Raw genomic sequence first — 24,178 nt, 5'->3', positions numbered from 1 at the left:
GTAGGTGCTAGATTGATTACATGTCAACGACAATGCCGGGCGGCGACGCGCGCTGGCTGACGGCCGACGAGGAGCGGGCCTGGCGGGCGTTCCTGCGGGTGATGGTGGCGGTGCGCACCGGCATGGCACGTGACCTGGCCGCGCTCGACCTGTCCGAGCCGGACTACGAGGTGCTCAGCACGCTGTCCGAACATCCCGGGCATACGTGCACGCTGGGCGAGCAGGCCGACAAGATGGGCTGGTCCCGCAGCCGGCTGTCCCGGCACGCCACCCGGATGGAGGCGCGCGGGCTGCTGCGGCGCGCCCCCGACCCGGCCGACGGCCGGGGCTGTCTCCTGGTGCTCACCGAGCACGGGCTGGCGGTGCTCGGCAGCGCGGCGCCGGCGCACGTCGCGTCGGTGCGCCACCACTTCATCGACCGGCTGGCGCCGGACGATCTCGCCGCCATCGAGCGGATCGCCCGGCGACTCGACGAGCCGGGGAGCCTCGATGCTTGACGGCGACTCGAGGAGCCTGGGGGCCTCGGAGCTCGACGAGGTCCTGCGCGGCGCCGTGCGGGTGCGGGTCACCGACGGCGGGGCGTCCGAGACGGGGGTGCTGAGCGCTGAGGTGCTGCTCGACGTGGCGGATCCGGCGCTGCTCGGTGCGCTGCTGGACGCTCTCGCCGTCGAGGAGGTGACCGGCATGTCGTGCATGTGCCATGGCGACCTCGCGTTCGAGTTCTTCGACTCGGCGGGGCGGTCGGCCGCCGTCGTGGGGTTCCACCACGCGACGCATCTGCGCTGGCCGGGCTGGGACGGCGACGCCTTGCTGCGGGACGGGGACGCGGTCCTGCGCTGGCTCGCCGGCCAGGGCGTCGAGGGTCCGGCGGGGAAGCGGGACGAGCTGCATCGGCGCGACGTCGAGATGGCGGTCGCCGAGAAGCGATGGCGTGCGGCGGCGCCGGCCGGCGTGGTGGACCTGCTCGACATGGCGGTCGTCACGACCCACACGACCGGGATCCTTCCGCAGGGGATCCGCCGGTTGGTCGCCGAGCGCCTGACGGCCACCATCCCGGACCCGGTCGAGCGGGCCGCGGCGACGCTCGCCTGGTACGGCTCCGGGACCGGACGCTGCAGCGGCTACCCGGTGCACGAGGGCATCCCGGAGTCGGCGCTCGCCGCGACACCGATCGCGGTCCTCGTCGCGACACTGCGGGAACATGCCGGGGACGCGCGGATCGAGGCCGGCGCGGTGCGGCACCTCTGCGGGTGGAACAGTCGCGACCAGCAGGCGAAGGACGTCGCCGTGATCCCGATTGACCTGAGGGAACGCCTGCTGGCGGTGGCGATCCAGTCCGGTGACGACGACAAGCGGGCCCGAGCCGAGGCGTGGTTGCGGTGACCCGGCATGCCGAGCAGCGGTCATCGGCCTCGGCCGGCATCGACCATGAAGGCCCGGTCGCCGTCCGGCCGGTGTCCCGGCGAGGTGCTGGCCACACTGGCGCGTCGCTGTGCGGGCCAACACTTGCACCGTCAATAATCGTGCTCAATGATTCAGCGCGGCCGCCGGCGGCGCGAACGGAAAGGCTCCACCTCATGCCCAACCTCATGGTCATCATCGGTTCCACCCGGCCCGGCCGGGCGGGTCTGCCCATCGGCCAGTGGTTCGCCGACTTCGCCGGCAAGCACAGCGGCTTCGACGTGCAGGTCGCCGACCTCGCCGAGATCGATCTGCCGCTGCTGGCCGACCCGCACCACCCGCGGCTGAAGAAGTACGTGCACCAGCACACCTGGGACTGGAGCGCCAAGGTCGAGTCGGCCGACGCGTTCGTGATCGTCACCCCGGAGTACAACTACGGCTACCCGGCCGCGGTGAAGAACGCGCTCGACCACCTGTCGCAGGAGTGGGCGTACGCGCCGGTCGGCTTCGTCTCCTACGGCGGGATCGCGGCCGGCACCCGGGCCGTGCAGCAGCTCAAGCAGGTCGTCACGACGCTGCGGATGCTGCCGGTCTTCGAGAGCGTCAACATCCCGTTCCACGCGCCGCAGATCGCCGACGGGGTGTTCACGCCCAGCACCGCGACCGAGGACGCCGCGACCGCGATGCTGGACGAGCTGGTCAAGGTGGAGGCCGGGGTGCACGGCCTGCGGGCCGGCGTGCGCGCCTGATCAGTCAGGCGGTCAGGTGGCCGGCGTGCGTTCCGCGCCGCCGGCCCGGTTGACCACTTTTTCTCCACGGGATGCTGCCTTGAGCCCGGCCTCTGGCTGCACGCGACCTCGTGGCAGCCCTGGATCGAGCTGGTCTCCGAGCGCGGCTACCGCGCCACCGCGCCCGGCTGACCGGGCGACGCCGACACCGTTGAGGCGATCCGACCAGCGCGGCGCCCTGCTCGGGCAGGCCGGCGACCAGCGCGGTGAGGGTGCGGACCTGGTCCGTGCGCCCGAACAGGTCCGCCATGGGAGGCGATCCTACGGGCCGCGCGTACCGTGGCGGGGTGACGCATGCGGTGACCATCCAGAATCTGGGAGCGTGGCTGCTCAAGGGCAACGGCGTGACCTCCGACATCACCGAGGTGGCGGCGCGCCGGCAGCCGGTCCGGACCTGGTGCGTGCGGCCCGGCTACCGCACCGATCTGATGGCGGCCGGGCAGCCGGCGCTGCTCTGGGTCAGCGGGGATCGCCGCCGGGTGACGCCGGGCATCTGGGCTCTCGGTGAGGTGACCGGCCCGGCCGGGGTGATCGACGGCAAGCTGCGGGTGCCGCTGGAGCTGCGCTGGCTGGACGAGGAGCAGCGGGTGCACCGGGACACGGTGCGGGCCGACGGCGCCCTCGCCGCCCTCGAGGTGCTGCGCCAGCCGCAGGGCGCCAACCCGTCCTTCGTCACCGCCGAGCAGCTGACCGCGCTTCGTGCGTACCTTCCGGGAACAACAGGAGAGCGCCGATGAGGAAGCACAGCGCGCCGAGCGCGGTGCCGGTGTTCACCAGCGCCGGGCCGAGCTCGGCATCGGCCGACGGGACGACGTAGGAGGCCACCGCGGACGCCCCGAAGGCCAGGCAGCCGAGCAGGTTCACGCTCGCGATCGCCGACTCCAGGGTGCGGCGCGGCCGGCCCAGCAGGTGCCCGGTGACCTCCACGTAGGCCAGGTAGCCGGAGATCAGGAAGCAGAGCGAGCCGATCGCGTCCGGCCGCCACACCAGGCGGTCGTAGTCGGCCGAGTCCAGCCCGACCCGCAGCGCCTGGAAGGTGGTCACGTTGAAGTAGAGCGTCCCGACCAGCTGCACGCCGCAGCTCCACCAGTCGATCCGGCGCGGCTCGAAGGTCAGCAGCCGCCACCGGCGCCGGCCCGGCCCGCGCTCCGCGTTGATCGTCTCCAGCCACTGCAGGCCGGCCGCCGCGGTGAACAGGATCGACCCCACGAAGAAGACCAGGCCGTCCGCGGCCGGGCCGACAAGGTCGAGGAAGGCCGGGATCGGCGCGATCAGGAAACAGAGCGACCCGGCGGCGAACAGCACCGCGATCCACCACGACGCCCGGGACAGGCGGGAGGCATGCTTGCGGTGGCCGCGGGAGGACCATTCGACGGTACGGCCGTCGTCCCGCCGATAGGTGATGTGTGTGGTGAACGGGCCGACCGTACGGCGCCGGGCCGTCGACCACTCGGCCGGGGTCGTCGGATATCGGGTCGAGGCCATGAGCAAGTCCACCTTGACCTCTGCCGCGGGTGCCTCACCCCGATCGGATGAAGCGCAGTGGCAGCCGGTCGGGGCCGTGGGTGCCGATCGCCGGCCGCCAGGTGACCTCCCCGGCGATCACCGGCGGTTCGAAGCGGCGGGCGAGCAGCGGCAGGGCTTCACTCAGCTCGGCCTGGGCGAGGGCGGCGCCGAGGCAGTAGTGCGGTCCGGCGCCGAACTGGAGCAGCGGCGCGTCGAAGCCGGCCGTGATGTCGAACCGGTCCCCGCCGGGATAGGCGCGCGGATCCCGCTGGGCGGTCTGCGCGGCCACGGTCAGGAACCCGCCGGCGGCGACCGGCAGACCGTGGAACTCGAGGTCCTCGGTGGCCCGGCGGAACAGGCTGGCCGCCGCCGGCATCCAGCGCATCGCCTCCCGGACCGCGCTGTCGGCCAGCTCCGGCCGCTCACCCAGCAGCGTCCACTGCCCGGGGTGCGCGGCGAAGGTGACCAGCGTGTTCGAGAACTGCTGGCGGGTGTTGTCGTGCGCGCCGAAGACCAGGGTGACCAGCAGGTTCCGCAGCTCGGCGCGGCTGATTCCCGGCTCCTCCCGCTGCCAGGCGGCGACCATCGTGGAGATCAGGTCGTCGGCCGGGTGTTTCGTCTTCTCGTCGATCAGCCCGTCCAGGTAGGCGTCCAGCCCGGCGACCGCCCGTTCCACCCGGTCCGCCTTGTCGCCCCCGGTCGCCAGCGCGAAGATCAGGCCGAGGTCGCTGGACCAGACCCGGAACGTGTCGTGGTCCGCAGCCGGCACCCCGAGCAGCTCACCCATCACGGCCAGCGGCAGCCGATCGGCGACCGCGCCGACGAACTCCACCTCGCCGCGCTCCGCGATCTCGTCGGCCAGCGCCGCGACCGTCGCCCGGATGAACGGCCGCAGCCGCTCGACGGTGCGCGGCGTGAAGGATCCGGCGACCAGGCCGCGCAGCCGCCGGTGGTCGGGACCGTCCCGGTTCACGATCATCGGCACCCACCAGTCGTGGATCGGCCCCTCGGTGATCCCGTGCTGCCGCAGGTATCCGTCGCCGCCGTGGTCGAACCGCCGGTCGCGGAGCAGCTCATCGGCCTCCGCGTGCCGCAACACGAACGGCCCGAGCGGACTGTCGGCATACCAGCCGGCCGCCTGCGCCGCCATCACCTCCGGCGCGACCAGGGAAAACCCAGGATCGACGACATTGAGGTACGGCACCGGGCACCTCCTACTTCTTGGCGACCGGCAGCGTCCCGGCGTGATCGGGCACGAACGTCTGCATGTCGAGCGGTGTGCGCTGATAGCCGCTCGACGGCGGGCGCGGCGGCAGCGACAGCGGCACGCGCTGCACCTCGTGGTACGGGATCGTGGAGAGCAGGTGGGCGATCATGTTGATCCGCGCCCGGCGCTTGTCCTCGCTGTCCACCACGTACCAGGGCGCCTCCGGGATGTCGGTGTGCAGGAACATCTCGTCCTTGGCCCGCGAGTACTCCTCCCACCGGCTGACCGACTCCAGGTCCATCGGGGAGAGTTTCCAGCGGCGCATCGGATCCTGCATCCGGGACCGGAACCGCTGCTCCTGCTCGTGGTCGCTGACCGAGAACCAGTACTTGCGGAGCAGGATCCCGTCCTCGATGAGGAGCCGTTCGAAGATCGGGCACTGGTGCAGGAAGCGCATGTACTCCGCCTTGGTGCAGAAGCCCATCACGCGTTCCACGCCGGCCCGGTTGTACCAGCTCCGGTCGAACAGCACGATCTCGCCGGACGCCGGGAACTGCTCGATGTACCGCTGGAAGTACCACTGCCCACGCTGCCGCTCGGTCGGCGCGGGCAGCGCGGCGATCCGGGCCAGCCGTGGGTTGAGATACTCGGCGACCCGCTTGATCGTGCTGCCCTTGCCGGCCGCGTCCCGCCCCTCGAAGACCACGATCACCCGGGTGCCCTCGACCTTCACCCACTCCTGCAGCTTGACGAGCTCCCCCTGCAGCCGGAACAACTCCGTCTCGTAGATCTTCTTCGGCAGCCGCTCGGCCCGCTCCTGCTTGGTCCCCACCACCCACCCCTTCCGAGCCGCCCTCAGCCGGCATCCGCGGTCGCCCGTCGGCCACTAGTCCCAGTTGGTGCCGTTCGTGATGGTCGTCGCCGACCGGGACGGTGCGGTGTCCTGGGACGCCGCGGCAGCGGCCGGCTGCGCGGCCAGCAGCATGGCGGCCAGCGCCCCCGCGGCCGCGGCGATGATCTTGAGCTTCGTCATGATGTCCCCGTTCCCGATGGGTGCCCGTACGGCCGACGAGCCCCTGCCTCGCAGGGTAGGAGCCCGCCGAGCCCGGGTCGCGCAAACCCGTCAGGCCGGATGGATGCAGCGACAATCGACAAAGGTGGCAGGACGTCCGGCGGCCTCGCGGGCCCGCCCTGACCGTCTCGCAGCCGGAGGCCGCCGCCGAGTCGATCGTCAAGGCCATCAGATGATCGCGGCGAAGGTTGCGGTGGCTTCGCGGGGTGTCTCTGCCGGATCAGTCGTCCGGGCCACGCTCAGCGCCGGGCAGGTGCCGCAACTGCTGTTCGATACGGTCGAGGCGCTGGGAGACGGCACGGTCGTCGGCTGCCTCGGCGGCGCCCCACGAGGTCCACGCCTGGGTGGCGAGGGACAGCAGGATCACGAAGAGGATGGATTCCTTCCACCACAGCACGGCGGGTACGGTCAGCAGCACGCAGACGACGGCGGCGGCCCGGTGCAACCACACTTTGCCTCGCATCGGGACACCACCGTTCAGAAGATCGACGGGCTGACCGTTCGATGTCACCTCGGGCGTGAACTCGTCGCGGCGTGGCCACGGAGAGCATCGCCAGAGACCGGGTCACGATGACTGCCCGAGATTCGTGACAAGGTTGATCGCCACGGCGAGGATGCCGGTACCGAAGGCGTAGGAGAGCAGAGCGTGCCCGAGCACCACCCGCCGTACCTTGCTGAGGGTGGGTTCGGTCTCGGTGACCCCGAAGGCCATGCCGACGGTGAACGCCAGGTAGGCGAAGTCCCAGTAACGGGGCGGGTCCGGTTGTTTGAAGTCGATGCCGCCGTCGGTGTCGCGGTAGTACATCCGGGCGTACTTGAACGCGAACACGGTGTTGACCAGCGCCCATGACAGGATGACCGCGACGACGCTGGCGATGACGGTGGCCACCGCGATGGCGTCCTGGCCGCTGGAGGATCGAATCAGCGCTTCGGCCACCACGGCCAAGCTGACTCCGCTGGCGATCAGCACGGCGGAGTCGGTCGACCGCGACCGGCTCTCCTCCTCGGCCAGCCGCTCGGTCTCGTCCGGGCCTTGCGGCCAGCTGATCCGCCACACCCAGACGAGGATCACGCCGGCCGCGACGATCCAGCCCGAAAGCGCGCTCCGTTCCGGCGCGCCGAGCACCACGGCCACCGCCGCGGCCGCGATGCCGGCGGCCAGGGAAAGTGACAGGCGACGGATGGACAGCAGCCGCCCGGTGGATGTCGGGGCGCCCGCGCCACGGGTACCGGTCATCGGCTCAGGGGGAATCGCCTGGTGGCATGCACCGGTTCGCCGGGCGCCAGGAAGGTCAGTGATCTCCTCGGATCGCGCCGGGACGCGTCCACCTCCGACGCGGGCTTGCGGTCATCTGTCGGGGCAGGCAAATCCATGAATTCTCCTCTCGACCCCTCGCCGGGCCGGCGGTCACCGGGTCCACCGCCGCATTCCCGGCGACAACGCCCGGTCGGACGGCGCCGCCTCGGCGGGGCGACGGCCTGCGGCCGCCATGTCACCGATGACCGGAGTCCGGTCGTCCCGAGCGCGCATCCCCGCCGCGACACCGCCTAAACCATCGATGCGCCGCCGGGTGAGATCGCTGCGCTCGCTCCGCCCTCCCACCGGCACACCTCGTAACGGCGCCTGGTCGGCCGCCACCAGGGTCCGGGCAGGACCGCGGCCGGCCCGCATGACCCACCACGCGGCCGGCCAGAGACCTGGTGTGACCTACCGAGGGAAGACCGGCTGCGGGGCGCCGACTCCAGGGCCGGTGCCCAGCTGAGCCGCCAGCCGGGCGGCTCCAGCCGGAAGGAACGGCGACAGCTCGTGCGCGAGACCGCGACAGGTCGCGACCAGGACGGCGAGCACGTCGTCGAACCGTTCGCCGCCGGCGAGCTCCCACGGGCGCTCCGCCTCGACGAGGCGATTGGCGTCGGCCACCACGGAGCCGATCGCCTGGGTCGCGGCCCGGAACTCGAATTTGTCCAGCGCCCGGTCGATGGCCGAGGGGAGCGCCGCGCCGAGGCCGGTGTTCCCGAGTGCGCGGACCCGGCCGCCGCGATATCGGTGCGCCAGCGACACCGTGCGGTTGACCAGGTTGCCCAGCCCGTTGGCGAGGTCCTGGTGGTAGCGGGCGAGCAGCCGCCGCTCGGTGAAGTCGGTGTCGCCCAGCCCGGCCACGTCGCGCAGCAGCCACCAGCGCAGCGCGTCGGCGCCGAAGCGGCCGGCCAGTTCGTGCGGGTCGACCGCGTTGCCGGCGCTCTTGGACAGTTTGACGCCGTCCACGGTCAGGTAGTCGTGCACGAAGATCGTGGTCGGCAGCGGCTGCCCGGTGGCGAGCAGCAGCGCCAGCCAGTGCACGGCGTGGAAGCGGACGATGCCCTTGCCGATGACGTGCACGCGTTCGGCCGATTCCACCCACCATTTCCGGTACGCCGGATCGTCCCGGCCGTACCCCAGCGCGGTGACGTAGTTGGCCAGCGCGTCCCACCACACGTAGACGACCTGGTCGGCGTCGCCCGGCACCGGGATGCCCCAGCCGGCCGCGCGGGACGCCGGCCGGGAGACGCTGATGTCGGTCAGCCCGGCCCGGACGAACGCCAGCACCTCGTTGCGTCGGGCGGCCGGCTCGATCCGCACCCGGCCCGACTCGAGCGCGGCCAGCACGTCCCGGGCGTAACGGGAGAGCCGGAAGAACCAGTTGGACTCGGTCACCCGCTCCGGGGCCACACCGTGTTCCGGGCAGAGCTCGTCGGTCTCGACGAACTGCTCGCAGCCCGCGCAGTACCAGCCCTGGTAGTCGCGCCGGTAGAGGTCGCCGCGGGCGGCGGTCCGCTGCCACAGCCGCTCCACCCCGGGGGCGTGGCGGGGGTCGCTGCCGGTCCGGATGAAGTCGTCGAAACTGAGGTCAAGCGCGTCGGTCAGGCCGGCGAACCGGTCCGCGTTGCGCGCCACGAACGCGGCGACCGGCTCGCCCGCCGCGGCGGCCGCGGTCACGTTCTTCAGCGCGTTGTCGTCGGTGCCGGTCAGGAACCGCACCGGCTCGCCGCGCAGGCGCCGGTGCCGGGCGAGGACGTCGGCCTGCACCAGCTCCAGGGCGTGGCCGAGGTGCGGTGCGGCGTTGACGTAGGGGATGGCGGTGGTGACGTAGAAGCTCATGATGATCCCCCGATCCGCTCCGGGCCCCGGAGACCCGGGGCGAGGAGTGGCTGGACTGGATCAGCGCACGCCGGCAGGCCCCGTGACGGGGCGCATCATCCGGACGGCGTGCTGCGGCATGACCCGCATGCTGCCAGAGCCCGTCGGGGCGGTCATCTCATAAACGGCCGATCATGGCGTGCGCGGCAGAGGTGACCAGGGCCCGGTCGTAGGTGACCACGAACTCGAACTGCCGGTCCGGGTCCGGCCCGGTGTCGCCCAGGTCGCGGGCCATCAGCGCGGCCGCGGTGTGCGCGCCGAGCACGACCACGGTCCATTCGGTGGCCAGCGGGTCCTGCGGGTGCAGGGTGGCGCCGCGCACCCCGGGAGCCGGCTGGGCCGACATGTCCACGCCGAGCGCGGCCACGAACGGCAGCTTCGCGGCGAGTTCGGTGAACCGCCGGGTGGTCGACGGGCGGAAGAACCGCACGTGCTCGAACGCGGCGAACAGCACCGGCGGCACCGCGGCCTGCAGGGCCATCAGCTCCAGGGTCTTGGACACCGGCACCAGCAGGTGCTTGGGCGCGTGCCGGATGTGCCGGCCGGCGCCGATCAGCCCGTACGGCGTGGTCCGCAGCGTGCTGCCGATCGGCCGCGCGGCGAACCGTTCCGGCCGGAACGTCGACGGCGTGAACCGCCGCTCGCCGCGGCTCCACAGCCAGCCCTGCCCCAGCGTGGCGCCGAGCACCAGCGCGCGGGTCAGGTCCTCCGGCGTCTCGATGCCCTCCGCGACCACCTCGGCGCCGGCCTGTTCGGCGTAGGCGCGCACCGCCCCGGCCACCGTCACGGTCAGCGGGTCCTTGACCGTGCGCAGCAGCTTCAGGTCGAGCTTGACCACCTCCGGCCGCAGCAGCGGGATGAAGGCGAGCGACTCCGGGTGCACGCCCACGTCGTCCAGGGCGATCGCGCAGCCGGCCGCGCGCAGCTGCTCGGCACCGCACAGCACGGCGGCCAGGTCCTCGGCCAGGGCCCGCTCGGTGATCTCGACGACCACCTGGACGTGCGGCGCCCGGTCCGCCAGCGCGTCGAGGACGACGTCCAGGCGCTGGGTCAGCGTGCTCGGCTCCAGGTTGACGAAGAGGGTCACCGGGCGGCCCTGGGAGAACGCCGCGGCGTCGGCGAGCGACGCGCGCAGCGAGGCCCGCTCCAGGTCGGCGAGCCGGTCCGCCTGGCGGGCCGCGTCGAGCAGCGCCATCGGCGACTGCCAGGCGGTGTCGGCGGGCCCGCGCAGCAGCGCCTCGAAGGCCAGCACCGCCCCGGAGTCGACGTCGATGAACGGCTGATAGACGCAGTGCAGGCCGTCCCGCAGCACCTCGTCCAGGCTGAGCGCATCCGCGACCTTCATGATCAGCCCTTCGGCAGCCGTCCCGCTTTCCTGACCCCGCCGGCGGATTTGGGCCGGCCTTCCTCGCTGCCGCGGCGCCGCTGCTTTCCTCCGGTTGCTTTTCTGGTACGACTCGGTGTCCCGTGGCAGTCGGCCCGCGAGGCCCGCTGGGCCGACCGACCGCCACGCGGCTCGTGCGGGTCCGCCTCTCCCTAAAACCTGGCGACCCGGTTCCGGCCGTCTTGCTTGGCCTGGTACAGCGCTTGGTCGGCGTGACCGAGCACGTCGTCGAGAGCGGCATCGGCCGGGGTGAGCGCGGCGATGCCCACGCTGACGGTGACGGCGAGGTCGCCGGTGCGGGTGGTGACCGGATCGTCGGCGATCGCCCGCCGCAGGGTCTCACCCAGTTCGTCGGCGGCCGACCGGTCGGCGCCCGGCAGCACCAGCGCGAACTCCTCACCCCCGTATCGGCCCACGATGGCGTGCGGCGGCGCGGCGGCGCGGATGCGTGCCGTCACCTGCTGGATGACGTCGTCGCCGGTGCCGTGGCCGTGCCCGTCGTTGATCCGTTTGAAGTGGTCGATGTCCATCATCATGGCGACGAGCGGGAGCCGGTCGCGCAGGGCCCGGGACACCCGCTCGTTCGCGACATCGAAGAAGTACCGCCGGTTGTGCAGACCGGTCAGCGCGTCGGTGGTGGCCAGCCGCTGCACCTGAGTGAACAGGCGGGCGTTCTCGTAGGCCACCATGCCCTGCCCGGCCAGGGCGGCCAGGATGCTGACGTGGCTGTCGTCGAACCGGTTGGCGTCGGTGGCGACCAGCACCGCGACCGCCACCGGCCCGTCCCGGCCGGTCAGGGGCGCCGCCACCCAGGCCCGCGCGCCGGTCAGGACGACGTCCAGGTCGCCCCACAGACCGCCGGCGGTGCCCCGTCGTGCGGTGTCGAGAGCGGTGAACGCGGGCAGCGCGCCGGGGGCCGAGGACCGCTCGGCGGGCATCGCCGTGTCGCCGATCGGCAGCAGCACCCCGGAGTCCGCGCCGGTGACCCGGATGAACGTGGTGAGCAGGCGGTCGAGGACGTCCTCGGGCACCAGAGTGCCGCTCACCTCGGCGGCGGCCGCGCGCATGGTCTCGGCGAGCGACCGCTGCCGCTCCACCGTCCGTACGGTGACTTCCAGCTGCGCCGCACGAGCCGTCACCAGCGCGGAGGCCACCTGCTGGGCCATGGCGGCGAGAATGTCGGCGTCGTCACCGGTGAAGGCGCCCTTGACCAGCCGGGTGTCGAGGTAGACCACGCCGATCACGTCGCCGCCCAGTCGCATCGGGGCGATCATGACGCTGCGCAGGCCGTTGGCGACGACACTGCGCGAGCCGAGCGCGGCGCCGTCGTCGGCACTGGCGACGACCATCGCGGTACCGCTGGCGAGCACCTGGCCGACCAGGCTCGCGCTGTAGCCGCGAAGCTCGCCGAGGTCGGTGCCTTCGGCGCCGCGCCCGAGGTGCGGTTCCAGCCGGCCGGTGTCCTGGTCGAGCAGGAACAGGATTGCCCGTTCCGCGGCGAAGGTCCGGATGGTTTCGTCGAGTGCGATCCGGGCCAGTGTGTCGGGGTCGAGGACGGTGGTGGCGGCGGCGCTGAGCTGCTGCAGCGCGGCCAGGCGGCGGCGCACGAGCTGCCCGCCGTCGTGGGCGACGACCCGGCTGGCGCGGGTGCTCGACGACGACTTCAGCAGCGCACGCGCCTCCCGCGCGCGATGTTCCCAGCCGTACTGGGTGGCGAGCGTGACCGCGTGATCAGCCTGCCGGTCCGCGTCGGCCAGGTCACCCAGCACGGTGAGGACACGACTGCGCCCGGCCGCGACGAGGAAACCCAGCAGCGGCAGGTCGAGCCGCTGCCCGAGCAGGTCCGCGCGAGCCAGGTCGCGCAGCGCCTCCCGTGGCTTGCCGGCCAGTTCCAGGTACTCGGCTCGGGCCGCGTGGTGGAACGCGCGCAACACGTCGGTGTCCGCGGCCCGCCCGAGGGCGCGCACCGCGTCGCGGGCCTGCGCCAGCCGGCGCTCACGCCCGGCCTCGTCGGCGGACCGGCATGCGGCCAGCCGGGCCCAGGCCAGGTAGAGCCACAGGTGGCGCTGTTGACGCCACACCTTGCGCGGGGTGATCCGCCGTCGCGCCACCTCGGCGGCGATCGCGTCGACGTCCTCCAGGCCGGGCGCGGCGGCGGCCAGCGAGGCCTGGGCCAGCAGAATGTTCAGCAGGCGGCCGAGATTGTCGTGGCGCTCCGACCCGGTCGCCGTCATCGCGGCCAGGCGCTCCCGTGCCTCGGCCGGATCGCCGGTCGCCGCGGCGAGCTGGACCCCGAACATGGCCAGGGGGTTACCCGGCACGATCGGGGCCGCGGCGGTGCGCTGGCGGGCACGCTCGTACCAGGTCTGCGCCTCGCCGGTGTAGCCACGCAGCAGCAGTGCGGCGCCGAGCCCGCCGGTGCTGGTCACGTACTCGTCCAGCGGCAGCCACTGGCCGTGCTCGCGCAGCACCTCGCGGAGGGCGTTGCCGGTGGTCGGGCCGAAGCCGGCCACGGCGTCGGCGAGGGTGGCCCGGGTCCACGGCACCCGCGTGGTCAGCCGGGGGTCGCCGACGGCCCGCGCCGCCGCGTCGGCCCGCGCATAGCAGCGCTCCGACAGCCCGGAAAGCCGCGCCGCACCGGCCACCATGCCGTACGACGCTTGCAGGCGGGCGTACTCCGGACCGGAGCCGAGCCGGACGACCGCCGGGAAGGCGCGCAGGTGGAATCCCAGAGCCAGGCCCATGTTCATGCCCACCGCCGCGCCCATGGAGCCGGCGTCGCAGAGCTCCGCCTCCAGCCGGAACCGCTCGCGCTCGTACCCGTCCGCGGTGCTGGCCCGGCGCCGGGTACGTGCCCGCACCAGGCCCAGCAGGAAGTGGCCGAGGCCGTACAGCACGATCAGTAGCGGGCTGGCCGGCAGCGGCCGGCCGAGTTCGCGCAGCCCGGCCCGTACGCTGTCGATCGCCTCGTCGGAGGCGAAGTCGCTGATCTGTGCCCGGGCGATGTGCGCGTACAGGTCGGCCCGGCGCACCGGGTCGGCCTCGGCGCTCAGCGCGGCGTGCAACTCCTGCTCGGCGTCGGTGAACTTGCCGGAGCGCAGGTAGGCCAGCCCGCGCTGGCGGTGGAAGGTGTGGTCGAGCGGCAGCCCGGCGTCGCCGGCGGTCCGTTCGGCGAGGTCCAGGAACTCCAGCGCCTGGGCCGGCGCGTGGGCGCCCAGCGCGGCGTGCGCCGCGGACCGGCACGCGGCCAGCATGAGCTGCGGGGTACGGCCCACCTGCCCGGCGGCGTAGTGCCGGGCGATGCGGTACCACTCCCGGGGGTCGGCGGGTTCCCCGGCGCTCAGGCACTCGGCGATGCGCTGGTGGAGTTCCCGGCGGCGCTCGCCGTCGAGGTCGGCCAGCAGCGCCTCCCTCAGCCGCTGGTGGAGGAACGCGAACCGACCGCCACCGGCCGGTTCGAGCACCGCCCGGGCCACGCCGTCCTGCACCGCGGTCAACGCTGCGGGAAGGGTGGTGCCGCAGACGTCGGCCAGCAGCTCGGCGGCGAACGGCGCGCCCACCGCGGCCGCGGCGATCAGCAGCTCCCGGCTGGTACCGGACAGTGTCCGGGCCCGGGCCACGACGACGTCGAGCACGTCGGTCGGCAGGGCGAGCCGGTCGAAGGCCTGCTCGTCGAGCACCCAGCTGCCCCAGTGCGGCACCAGCACCCCGGCATCGAGCATGGCGTGCAGGTACTGCAGCGCGGCGAACGGGTTGCCCTGACTGCGGGCGACCAACTGGTCGACCAGGTGCGCCGGTACGGCAGCGTTGCCCAGCTGGTGCGCCGCCAGGGTGGCCAGCTCGGTGTCGCCCAGAGCGGGCACCTCGACGGTGGAGCTGCCCAGCGCGGCCGCCCAGCAGTCGCCGTCCCCGGTGCGTTCGGTGGTCACGATCAGCATCGGACAGGTGGGCAGGACGGTGGTCAGTGACGTGAAGACCCGGGCGGTGGCCTCGTCCAGCCACTGCGCGTCGTCGACGTGCACGATCAGGCCGCCCTCGGCACGGGCCAGCTCGGCCAGGAAGGCCGCCGCCGCGGTGACGAGCTGCTCCTGCCGGTCCTCGTCCGGCAGGTCCGGGGCGTTCAGCACGCCGCGCAGCGCCGGGGTCAGCAGCTGGAGCAGGGCCGCGGCCGGGCCGGCGGCGGCGCGGATCCGCTGCCGGGCCGCCTCGGCGGCGGAGTCCGGGAGCCGGTCGAGGTTGCACAGGTAGCGCTCGAGGGCGGCGCGCAGCGGCGCCATGGACGGCGCGTCCGGGGTGCACAGCAGGGTCAGCACCGGGTGTCCGGCGCCGCGGGACCGGCGGGCCAGCTCGCCGGCGATCTTGGTCTTGCCCACCCCGGCCACCCCGGTGAGCCGGACCGCGGTTCCGGCGCCGCCGCGCGCCTGTGCCCAGAGCCGGGACAGGGTCGCCAGCTCGGCGTCACGGCCGACGAGCCGGCCGCCGGTGCCCTCGACGCGGCGCCGCTCGGCCGGGGCGTCGACCAGCCCGTTCAGCACCGCAGCCAGTTCGTCGCCGTCGGCGTACCGGTCGTCCGGGTCCTTGGCCAGCAGCCGCGACACCACCGCCGCCAGCCCGGCCGGGACCTCCGGACGCAGGGCTCGCACGTCGGGCGGCGGCGCTGCCGCGTGCAGCCGGACCAGCTCACCCACGTCGGCCGACTCGAAGGGCAGCCGCCCGGCGAGGCATTCGAAGAGCACGACTCCGAGGGCGTACAGGTCGGCGCGCCCGTCCACCGGCCGGGCCAGCATGCCGGTCTGCTCGGGTGCGGCGTACGCGAACGTCCCGGCCACCTGGTCCGAGCCGGTCCCGGTGTCCTGCTGCGCCGCGAGCCCGAAGTCGATCAGTTTCGGGCTGCCGTCGGCGAGCACGATGATGTTGTGCGGGGTGACGTCCCGGTGCACGACGCCGACTCGGTGCGCGGCGGCCAGTGCCCCCGCCAGCTCGGCACCGACCCGCACGACCTCGACCAGCGGCATGCGACCAGAGTCCAGCACGGCCGCGAGTGGCCGCCCGGTGACCAATTCCATGACCAGGAACGGATCGCCGTCGACCTCGCCGACGTCGTGGACGCGGCTCACCGACGGGTGGTCGACGCAGGCGAGCAGTGCCGCCTCACGCCGGAACGCCGCCGTCGCGGCGCCCCGGTCGACGACGTCGGCACGCAGCACCTTGACGGCGTAGTCGCGGTCGCCGCGCCGTGCCCGGTAGACCGACGCGTGAGCGCCGCGCCCGAGCTCTTCGATCACGTCGAGCCCGGCCGCCGACCAGTGTCCGGACCGGGAGCCGGAGCCGGTCACCAGCGAAGTGGTCATCCTGGTCCTCTCTGGGTGGCCACGCCTGCGGGGCGAAGCCTGATGCTCTATCGCACCAGGGAGAGGGTGCAGCCGGAGACTCGTCCGGTTGCGGATCGGTGGATCTGCGCCGTGCTGCCGGACCGGTGCCGGCGGGGACGAGGCGGCCGGGGCGGGCCGGCCGGGAGGGGCAGCGGACCCGCACGAGCCGCGTGGCGGTCGTGCGGGCCGGCGGGCCTCGCGGGCCGTCGGGCACGGGAGGCCGAGTCGTACCGGAAAAGCGACCGGAGGGAAGAAGCGGCGCCGCGGCAGCGAGAATGGTGGTTCTGCTCAGTGCCGCCCGCCCGCGGTCACCCCTTGACCGCGCCGGTCAGGCCGCCGACGATGCGGCGTTCGAAGAGACTGAAGAAGATCAGCGCCGGGATCATCGACAGCGAGGTGAAGGCCAGGATCTTGGCGGTGTCGACCGAGTACTGCGAGACGAACGCCTGCACACCCAGCGGCAGCGTGAAGGTGTCCTGGTCGTTGAGGATGAACAGCGGCAGCAGGTAGCTGTTCCAGCTGTTGATGAAGGCCAGGATCCCGGTGGTGATCAGCCCGGGCACGGAGAGCGGGAGCACCATCCGCCAGAAGAAGCCGAGCCGGCTGCACCGGTCGATGGCCGCGGCCTCCTCGATCTCCTTCGGGATCGCCTGCAGGAACGGCACCAGGATGATGACCGTGGTGGGCAGCGCGAAGGCGATCTGCGGCAGGATCACCCCGGGCAGCGTGTTCACCAGCCCGATCATCTTCACCAGGATGTAGAGCGGCGTGATGGCGACCGTCGCCGGGAACATCAGCCCGGCGGCGAACAGCGCGTACATCGCGCCCCGCCCGCGGAACCGGTAGCGGGCCAGCACGTAGCTAGCCATCACGCCGAGCACCACGACCCCGAGGGTGGTGGCGATCGCCACCACCGTCGAGTTGCCGACCTGGCGCCAGAAGTCACCGCTGGCCAGCACGCCGCGGTAGTTGTCCATGACCCAGGGGTCGGGCAGGGCGGCCGGGTCGGTGGTGATCTGCGAGTTGGTCCGGAACCCGCCGATGATGATGTAGACCACCGGCCCGAGCATCACGCCGATCAGCAGCAGGGCGCCCAGGTAGACGACCGGGCTGCCCCAGCTGCTGTCCTTCTTGCCGGCCATGCCTACCGTCCTCCGGTGAGCGCGCCGTCGGTGTCCCGGCGCAGAACGAACCGCTGGTACACCAGCGCGATGACCATCGAGATGATGAACAGGACGACCGCGACGGCGCTGCCGTATCCGTAGTTGCCGGCGTTGCGGCCCTCGTTGACCAGGTAGGTCACCATCGTCGAGGTGCCGGCGGTGGACGCCACGTACTGGCCCCAGATGATGTAGACCAGGTCGAAGAGCTGCAGCGCGCCGATGATCGACAGGAAGCCCCAGATCCGGATGGTCGGTCCGAGCAGCGGCAGGGTGATCCGGCGCTGCGTCTGCCAGTAGGACGCGCCGTCCACCGCGGCCGCCTCGGCCAGCTCCTCCGGGATGTTCTGCATGCCGGCCAGGAAGAGGATCACCGCGAAGCCGATGTACTTCCAGGTCAGGATCAGCAGCAGGGTCCAGATGGCGAGCTTCGGGTTGGCCAGCCAGTCCTGCGCGAGCCAGGTCAGACCGATCGATCTCAGGACGTCGTTGACCGCCCCGTTGGTCTGCAGCAGCAGCGCCCAGGCGGTGCCGACGATCACCTCGGCGATCACGTACGGCACGAAGATCAGCACCCGGATCACCGAGCGGCCGCGCATCTTCCGGTTGAGCAGCATGGCCAGGCCGACCGCGATCGGGCCCTGCAGGACCAGCGAGAGCACGACGATCAGGCCGTTGTGCTCGAGCGCCTCGCGGAACGCCTGGTCCTGCATGATGGTCCGGTAGTTCTCCAGGCCGACGAAGTTGGTCGGCGGCCCGAAGCCCTTCCACTTGTAGAAGCCGTAGTAGCCGGCCAGCAGCACCGGCAGGATCACGAAGGTGCAGAACACCAGGATCGCCGGGCCGGACAGCGCCAGGATCTCCAGGCGCTGCGCCCAGCCGATGCCGCGCCGGCGGGGACGCGCCGGGGGCGGCGGCTGCTCGCCACCCCCGGCACGGACCTGGTCGGCGACCATGTGACTGCTCGCCACTCTCAGCCCTTCTTGGCCGCGTCGTTGACCGCCTGAATGATCCCGGCGACGTCGCCCTTGCCGGCCAGCAGGTTCACCACGCCGACGTTCAGCGCGTTGCCGACGTTCTGCCCGTAGAGCGTGTCCAGCCACTGGGAGACGTACGGCGCCTTGTTGTAGGCGTCGAGGACCGCCTTGAGGTACGGCTCGGTCACCGCCGCCTGGGCCTCCTTGTTCACCGGCAGCGAGTTGAAGCCCTTGTAGAAGCCGACCTGCACGTCCTTGGTCAGGATGTAGTTGAGGAAGTCGGTGCACTCCTTCGGCGCGTCCTTCGCGCACGAGTAGCCGTCCGCCCCGCCCATCACCGCGGCCGGGTCACCCTGTCCGCCGGGGACCGCGGGGAACGGGAAGAAGCCCAGGTCGGGCAGCGGCTTGGTGTCCTTGGTCAGCGAGGCGATCACGCCCGGGTCCCAGGAGCCCATCAGCTCCATGCTCGCCTTGTGGTTGGCCAGCAGGCCGGCCGAGCTGCCCGCGCCCTGCTGCGCCGAGGTGGTCAGGAAGCCCTCGTTGAACGGCTTGGTGTCGGCGAACGCCTTGAGCTGCTCCCCGGCCTTGGTCCAGCAGGGGTCGTCGAAGGTCTTGCTCTTGGCGGTCGCGTCCAGGGTGGCCTGGCTGCAGGCGCGCAGCGCGAAGAAGTAGAACCAGTGCGCGGCCGGCCAGGCGTCCTTGGCGCCCAGCGCGATCGGGGTGCCGGCCGCCTTGAGCTTGGTCACCGCGGCGTTCAGGTCGTCCAGGGTGGCCGGCGGGGTGCTGACCCCGGCCTTCTTGAACAGGTCCTGGCTGTACCAGAAGCCGCCGGGGAGGATCGAGACCGGGACGGCGTACGCCTTGCCGTCGACCTGGCCGGTCTTCAGCGCGGCCTCACCGACCGCCTGCTTGGACTCGGCGGAGATGCTGTCGGTGATGTCCTTGAGCTGGTCGGCCTCGACCATCGCGGCCATCTTGCCGCCGCCGCGCTGCAGGAAGATGTCCGGCGCCGAGCCGGAGTTCAGCGCGGTCTGCAGCTTGCCGTCCAGGTCCTCGTTCTGGATCGAGGACAGCTTGATCTTCACGTTCGGGTGGGCGTTCTGGTAGTCGGCGACGGTCTTCTCCCAGAAGGCCTTGCCTGGGCCGGTCGTGGAGTTCTGCCACAGCTCCATCGTGACGGTGCCGCCCGAGCTGGAGTCGTCGTCGTCCCCGCCGCCGCAGGCGGCGATGCCCAGGGCGCTCAGCGCCAGTACGGCAGCCACGGCGATGGTCCTCTTCGGTGCCATGAAACGACCGCCTCTCGTTATCGAAAGTTTCGGTAATTTACCGGAAGGTGGCGCTCAAACTAAGGAGCGACTCATCGAGGTGTCAAGATATTGTTTTCGAAAGAAGCACAATGTGATCCTTGCGGGGCAGCGGAATCGACCCGCCGTCGCGCGGCCGCTGCTGCGCGGCTGGTGACCGGAAGTTGTGGTATTTTTACCGAAACTTTCGGTCGACGGAGATCACGGGAAAGGCACTGGATGACCATCGAAGCCGTCCTCAACGTGGACCTCGACGGACCACGGATCAATCGGCACCTCTACGGCCACTTCGCCGAGCACCTGGGCCGCTGCATCTACGGCGGCTTCTACGTCGGCGAGGACTCCGGCATCCCGCACGAGGGCGGCATCCGTCTCGACGTGGTCGACGCGCTGCGGGCGCTGAGCATCCCGAACCTGCGCTGGCCGGGCGGCTGCTTCGCCGACGAATACCACTGGCGGGACGGCATCGGGCCGAAGGACGAGCGGCCGGTCATGGTGAACACCCACTGGGGCGACGTCGAGGAGAACAACCACTTCGGCACCCACGAGTTCCTGGCGCTGTGCGAGCTGCTCGGCGCCGAGCCGTACATCAGCGGGAACGTCGGCTCGGGGACGGTCCGGGAGATGAGCGACTGGGTGGAGTATCTGACCCGGGCCGGTGACTCACCGATGGCCCGGCTGCGCGCGGCGAACGGCCGCGCCGAGCCGTGGCGAGTGCGGTTCTGGGGACTCGGCAACGAGGCGTGGGGCTGCGGCGGGAACATGACCGCCGAGCACTACGCGCAGGAGGCCCGGCGGTACGGCACCTACTGCCGCGACCACGGCGACAACCGGCTCTACAAGATCGCGGCCGGGGCGAACGGCGCCGACTACGCGTGGACCGAGACGCTGATGAAGCAGATCGGGCACCTGGGCTGCCAGCACATCGGCAGCACCCCGTACCACGCCCTGTCCCTGCACTACTACACGATCACCGGCCCGAGCTGGGACGCGAAGGGCTCGGCCACCGACTTCGGCGCCGACGAGCACTACGCGACCATGCTGGCCGCGGCCCGCGTCGAGGAGTTGGTGGCCGGCCATGCCGCGGTGATGGACTGCTACGACCCGAGCAAGAGCGTCGGGCTGGTCCTCGACGAGTGGGGCACCTGGTTCGACGTGGAGCCGGGCACCCATCCAGGCTTCCTGTACCAGCAGAACACGCTGCGCGACGCGCTGGTGGCGAGCGTGCACTTCGACGTCTTCCACCGGCACGCCGACCGCCTGGTGATGGCCAACATCGCGCAGACGGTGAACGTGCTGCAGGCGATGATCCTGACCGATCCGGACTCGAACGCCATGGTGCTCACCCCGACCTACCACGTCTTCGCGATGAACCGGGGTCACCAGGACGCCACGGCGCTGCGCGTCGACCTGCGCACCCCGCTGCCGGTCCGCCCGGTCGGCGACGCGACGCTGACCACCGTCTCGATGTCGGCCAGCCGCAAGGACGGCCGGCTGCTGGTGTCGCTGTCGAACCTGGGCGCCGAGGCGGCCGCCGACGTCGAGATCGAGCTGCGCGGCGGCGCGGTGACCGCCGTCGACGCCCGGATCCTGACGTCCGGCGCGCTGCCGGACCACAACACCCCGCAGGCGCCGTCGGTGGTGGCGCCGCGGGCGCACGACGGCGTGACGGTGGACGCCGGCAGGCTGCGGGTGCACCTGCCGGCCCACTCGTTCGTGACGGTGACCGGCGCGCTCTGAGCCCGGGTCAGGGGGTGCGGTAGACCGCCCGGTCGAAGTCGGCGTAACCGCCCTCGGCGCCCAGATCCTGCACCCAGAGCCCGACGAAGGCGCCGGTGAAGCCCCAGGCCTCGGGCTCGCCGGCGACCACCGTGGCGGCGTACTCGTCGGACAGCGTGGTGGCGTCGAAGGTCTGGCCGATCTCCTGCCAGGCCGGCTGGTCCGGGTCGAGGGTGTAGGCGAAGGTCAGCGCCGGGCCGTCCAGCCGGACCCGCAGGCCCACCCGGCGCACGTCGCCGAGTGCGATCCGCACACCGGGCACCTCGGTGACCCGCCCGCTGTCGCAGCACAGCACGTCGAGCACCGCGGCACCGTCGTCGTCGGCGGTCACGTGCAGGTAGTACCAGTTGCGGGTGTTGTAGTAGGCGGTCACCCCGGCCAGCTGCCGGTAGCTGCGCGGCTCGAACTCGCAGGTCGCCTCGAAGGTGCAGCGCCGCGCGGTGACCCGGCGGGCGACCAGGCTGGGCCGGTGCCGGGCCATCGGCGACTGGCCGCCGTGGATCCGCAGGTGTGACGGGCGGACGGACAGGTCGATCCAGTCCGGACCGGCCGGCCGGCGCAACGTCGACCAGTCCGGCCCGAGTGCCGGGGCGTCGAAGTGGTCGTCGCCGGGCTGCTCGGCCGCGACCGGCGTCGCGGCGGCGCCGGCCGGGGCCGGGACCTCCTCGGCCGGCACCCCGCCGGGGATCCGCGGCCAGCCGCCGGCCGGCCAGTCCACTCGCTGCAGGGCGCTCTCCCGGCCGAGCACGCACCGGCCGGTCGGCGCGTACGGCCGGGCGGCCAGGTGCGCCAGGTACCACTCGCCCTCCGGGGTCCGCACCAGGCTGCCGTGCCCGGCCTTCTGCAGCGCCAGCTCCGGTCGCCCGGCCGAGGTGAGCAGCGGCCCGGCCGGATCCACCTGGTACGGGCCGAGCAGCTCCCGGGAGCGGGCCACGGTGACCTGGTGCGTCCAGGTGGTGCCGCCCTCCGCGGTGACCAGGTAGTACCACCCGTCCTTGCGGTAGATGTTGGGCGCCTCGGTGAGCCCGGCCTCGGTGCCCTCGAAGATCAGGTGCTCCGGGCCGGCCAGGCGCTGCGCGTGCCGGTCGTACCGCTGGACGGAGATGCCGGCGAAGCGGTTGCGGCCGGGGCGCCAGTCGGCGCGCATCGACAGCATCCAGGTGCTGCCGTCCTCGTCGTGGAACAGCGACGCGTCGAACCCGCGGCCGTGCAGCACCACCGGGTCGGACCAGGGACCGGTGATGTCCGGCGCGGTGATCAGATAGTTCTGTGGGTCCCAGTAGCCGCCGGCGAACGTCGCCACGTCGGTGTAGAGCAGGTGGAACAGCCCGTGCGCGTAGGTCAGGTTGGGCGCCCAGACGCCGCACGAGTCGGCGGTGCCGGTCAGGTCGAGCAGGCGCCGCTCGGTCAGCAGGCCACCGAGCGGCCGCCAGTCGACCAGGTCGGTGGAGTGGTGCACCCGGACACCCGGGAACCACTCGAAGGTCGAGGTCGCGATGTAGTAGTCCGCGCCGACCCGCAGGATCGACGGATCCGGGTGGAAGCCGGGAAGCACCGGGTTCCGGATCATGCGGTGGCCGGTGCCGGGATCCCCGGCGGTGGCGGGCTCGGCGATCGTCATGGAGCCATCCAGGTCCGTCATTGCGGAATCGTGGCCCGCCGACCGACCGCGTGTCAACAACTCTCGGATCAAAACCGGAAATACCGAAGAAAGTCTGCCGTGGACACGGTAGGTGTGACCCGTGCCCACGGCGATAACATGTCGACCTCGTTACCGAAACTTACGGAGATCAGGTGGTGCAGGTCAGCGACGGAGCCGTGGCCGGGCCGCCGTTGGCGATCAGGCCGAAGCTGGTTCCGGCGCCGGGCGCCAGCGAGCCGTTGTAGGCCGCGTTGGTCACCGTCGCGGTGCCGCCGCCGGTGGTCAGCGTGCCGTTCCAGACCTGCCCGATCGACTGCCCGGCGGGCAGCGCCCAGCTCACCCGCCAGCCGGTGATGGCCGCCGGCCCGCCGTTCGTCACGGTGACCTCCGCCTGGAAGCCACCCGGCCAGCTGTTGGTGACCCGGAAGGCCGCCGCGCACCCGCCGGCGGGCGTCGACGGGGTCGGTGAGGAGGGTGCCGGCGACGACGGTGTCGGCGACGTCGTGGTGGTGCTGGGCAGCTGGGAGAAGAAGCTCCAGATCTCACCACCGACCCAGGTGCGCGCGCCGCTGGTGGTCGTCGACCCGTCCACCGGCTCCGGCGTGTGGTCCCCGTCGAAGGCCACCCACCGCACCGGATAGCCCGCGCGGCATCCGGTGTAGCTGGTCGCGACGTGGGTCAGGCTGCCCCGGGCCGGCTCCGGCGGGTTCTGCGCCGCGCAGCCGTTGGCACGCACGAAGGTGTCCCGCAGCGACCGGCCCAGCGAGATGTCCAGCACGCTGTCGTGGGTGCCGTGGATGCCCAGGTAGGCGACCGGCTGGGTGCCGCCGGAGCAGCCGCTGAGGTTCGCTCCGGAGAGCACCGCGACCGCCCGGAAGACGGCCGGCCGGGCGCACGCCACGGCGTAGCTCATCGCGCCGCCGTAGCTCCAGCCGGTGGCGAACAGCTGGGAGGTGTCCACGCAGAGGTCGCCCTCGATCAGCGCGGTCAGGTTGTCGACCAGGGTCAGGTCGCGGCCGCCGGTGTTCGCCCAGCCGTTGTCGATGCCCTGCGGGGCGACCAGGATCGCGCTGTTCGCCGAGAGGCCCTGCAATCCGTAGTAGCCGCCGCTCGCCACGTTGCCCGCGGTGCCGTTCAGCCAATGGAAGGCGAAGATCAGCTTGTACGGCCGGTTCCGGTCGTACCCGTCCGGCACCCGCAGGATGTAGCTGCGGTTCTGCCCACCGCTGCTGATGGTGCGAGTGCCACTGGTGAGTGTCGGCGCCTTGCCGCACCCGGCGGTCGCCGCCGCGGCGCTCACCGGGGCCGCGGACGCGGTCCCGCCGAGCACACCGGTCAGCATCGCGGCGGCCAGGGCCAGCGCGGACAGGACTGTGGTCAGCTGCGTGAGATGGCGTCGGGAGGTCAT

The 24,178-nt window shown here is 72.2% G+C and carries 19 protein-coding genes; 5 read left to right on the top strand and 14 right to left on the bottom strand.

Features of this window, described 5'->3' with window-relative positions:
* Window positions 1–20 precede the first annotated feature (20 nt).
* The 4 genes from BJY16_RS32305 (at window position 21) to BJY16_RS32290 (ending at window position 2,926) form a co-directional block, all read left to right on the top strand.
* Window positions 21–497 (top strand): MarR family winged helix-turn-helix transcriptional regulator, encoded by a 477-nt coding sequence (locus tag BJY16_RS32305; RefSeq protein ID WP_185043335.1) that lies wholly within the window; start codon window positions 21–23, stop codon window positions 495–497.
* Complete coding sequence (locus BJY16_RS32300) at window positions 490–1,383, top strand: hypothetical protein (RefSeq protein ID WP_185043333.1); 894 nt, start codon at window positions 490–492, stop codon at window positions 1,381–1,383. The genes BJY16_RS32305 and BJY16_RS32300 overlap by 8 nt, the downstream gene beginning before the upstream one ends.
* 194 nt (window positions 1,384–1,577) lie before the next feature.
* Entirely contained in the window at window positions 1,578–2,150 is a 573-nt protein-coding gene (locus BJY16_RS32295; protein WP_185043332.1) for an NADPH-dependent FMN reductase, read from the top strand.
* Window positions 2,151–2,476: 326 nt separating this feature from the next.
* Window positions 2,477–2,926 carry a hypothetical protein gene (locus BJY16_RS32290; RefSeq protein WP_185043331.1) on the top strand — a complete coding sequence of 150 codons (450 nt, stop codon included), beginning with the start codon at window positions 2,477–2,479 and terminating at the stop codon, window positions 2,924–2,926.
* Here the strand turns inward: BJY16_RS32290 and BJY16_RS32285 are convergent.
* The 12 genes from BJY16_RS32285 to BJY16_RS32230 form a co-directional block, all read right to left on the bottom strand.
* On the bottom strand, window positions 2,862–3,674 hold the full coding sequence (locus BJY16_RS32285) for a hypothetical protein (protein ID WP_185043330.1): 813 nt from the start codon (window positions 3,672–3,674) through the stop codon (window positions 2,862–2,864). The genes BJY16_RS32290 and BJY16_RS32285 overlap by 65 nt on opposite strands.
* Window positions 3,675–3,708: 34 nt before the next feature.
* The gene (locus tag BJY16_RS32280; protein ID WP_203758998.1) at window positions 3,709–4,899 is read right to left on the bottom strand and encodes a cytochrome P450; all 1,191 of its coding nucleotides are present in this window, start codon (window positions 4,897–4,899) and stop codon (window positions 3,709–3,711) included.
* A 10-nt stretch (window positions 4,900–4,909) separates the two neighbouring features.
* On the bottom strand, window positions 4,910–5,734 hold the full coding sequence (ppk2, locus tag BJY16_RS32275) for a polyphosphate kinase 2 (RefSeq protein WP_185043329.1): 825 nt from the start codon (window positions 5,732–5,734) through the stop codon (window positions 4,910–4,912).
* A gap of 54 nt (window positions 5,735–5,788) precedes the next feature.
* The gene (locus BJY16_RS32270; RefSeq protein WP_185043328.1) at window positions 5,789–5,935 is read right to left on the bottom strand and encodes a hypothetical protein; all 147 of its coding nucleotides are present in this window, start codon (window positions 5,933–5,935) and stop codon (window positions 5,789–5,791) included.
* 259 nt (window positions 5,936–6,194) lie between these two features.
* Window positions 6,195–6,437, bottom strand: a complete 243-nt coding sequence (locus tag BJY16_RS32265; protein WP_185043326.1) for a hypothetical protein — start codon at window positions 6,435–6,437, stop codon at window positions 6,195–6,197.
* 102 nt (window positions 6,438–6,539) lie between these two features.
* Complete coding sequence (locus BJY16_RS32260) at window positions 6,540–7,211, bottom strand: DUF1345 domain-containing protein (protein ID WP_185043324.1); 672 nt, start codon at window positions 7,209–7,211, stop codon at window positions 6,540–6,542.
* A gap of 471 nt (window positions 7,212–7,682) precedes the next feature.
* Entirely contained in the window at window positions 7,683–9,113 is a 1,431-nt protein-coding gene (locus tag BJY16_RS32255) for a methionine--tRNA ligase (protein WP_185043323.1), read from the bottom strand.
* Between the two features lie 157 nt (window positions 9,114–9,270).
* The gene (locus BJY16_RS32250) at window positions 9,271–10,497 is read right to left on the bottom strand and encodes a sensor domain-containing phosphodiesterase (protein ID WP_185043321.1); all 1,227 of its coding nucleotides are present in this window, start codon (window positions 10,495–10,497) and stop codon (window positions 9,271–9,273) included.
* Window positions 10,498–10,688: 191 nt separating this feature from the next.
* On the bottom strand, window positions 10,689–15,887 hold the full coding sequence (locus BJY16_RS32245; protein ID WP_185043319.1) for a diguanylate cyclase: 5,199 nt from the start codon (window positions 15,885–15,887) through the stop codon (window positions 10,689–10,691).
* A 329-nt stretch (window positions 15,888–16,216) separates the two neighbouring features.
* Window positions 16,217–17,050, bottom strand: a complete 834-nt coding sequence (locus BJY16_RS32240; RefSeq protein ID WP_185043318.1) for a carbohydrate ABC transporter permease — start codon at window positions 17,048–17,050, stop codon at window positions 16,217–16,219.
* Between the two features lie 2 nt (window positions 17,051–17,052).
* Window positions 17,053–18,024 (bottom strand): carbohydrate ABC transporter permease, encoded by a 972-nt coding sequence (locus BJY16_RS32235; protein WP_185046772.1) that lies wholly within the window; start codon window positions 18,022–18,024, stop codon window positions 17,053–17,055.
* 17 nt (window positions 18,025–18,041) lie between these two features.
* The gene (locus tag BJY16_RS32230) at window positions 18,042–19,307 is read right to left on the bottom strand and encodes an ABC transporter substrate-binding protein (protein ID WP_239177234.1); all 1,266 of its coding nucleotides are present in this window, start codon (window positions 19,305–19,307) and stop codon (window positions 18,042–18,044) included.
* A 261-nt stretch (window positions 19,308–19,568) separates the two neighbouring features.
* On the opposite strand from BJY16_RS32230, the gene BJY16_RS32225 reads away from it, so the two are divergent.
* Window positions 19,569–21,089 (top strand): alpha-N-arabinofuranosidase, encoded by a 1,521-nt coding sequence (locus BJY16_RS32225; RefSeq protein WP_185043314.1) that lies wholly within the window; start codon window positions 19,569–19,571, stop codon window positions 21,087–21,089.
* Between the two features lie 7 nt (window positions 21,090–21,096).
* On the opposite strand, the gene BJY16_RS32220 is transcribed toward BJY16_RS32225, so the two are convergent.
* Window positions 21,097–22,770 (bottom strand): glycoside hydrolase family 43 protein, encoded by a 1,674-nt coding sequence (locus tag BJY16_RS32220; RefSeq protein ID WP_307835719.1) that lies wholly within the window; start codon window positions 22,768–22,770, stop codon window positions 21,097–21,099.
* 148 nt (window positions 22,771–22,918) lie between these two features.
* Entirely contained in the window at window positions 22,919–24,178 is a 1,260-nt protein-coding gene (locus BJY16_RS32215; RefSeq protein WP_185043313.1) for a CE1 family esterase, read from the bottom strand.

This window comes from Actinoplanes octamycinicus (assembly GCF_014205225.1).
Taxonomy (GTDB): domain Bacteria; phylum Actinomycetota; class Actinomycetes; order Mycobacteriales; family Micromonosporaceae; genus Actinoplanes; species Actinoplanes octamycinicus.
The sequence above is the reverse complement of the archived record's forward strand: the minus strand, read 5'-3'. Positions and strand labels throughout refer to the sequence as shown.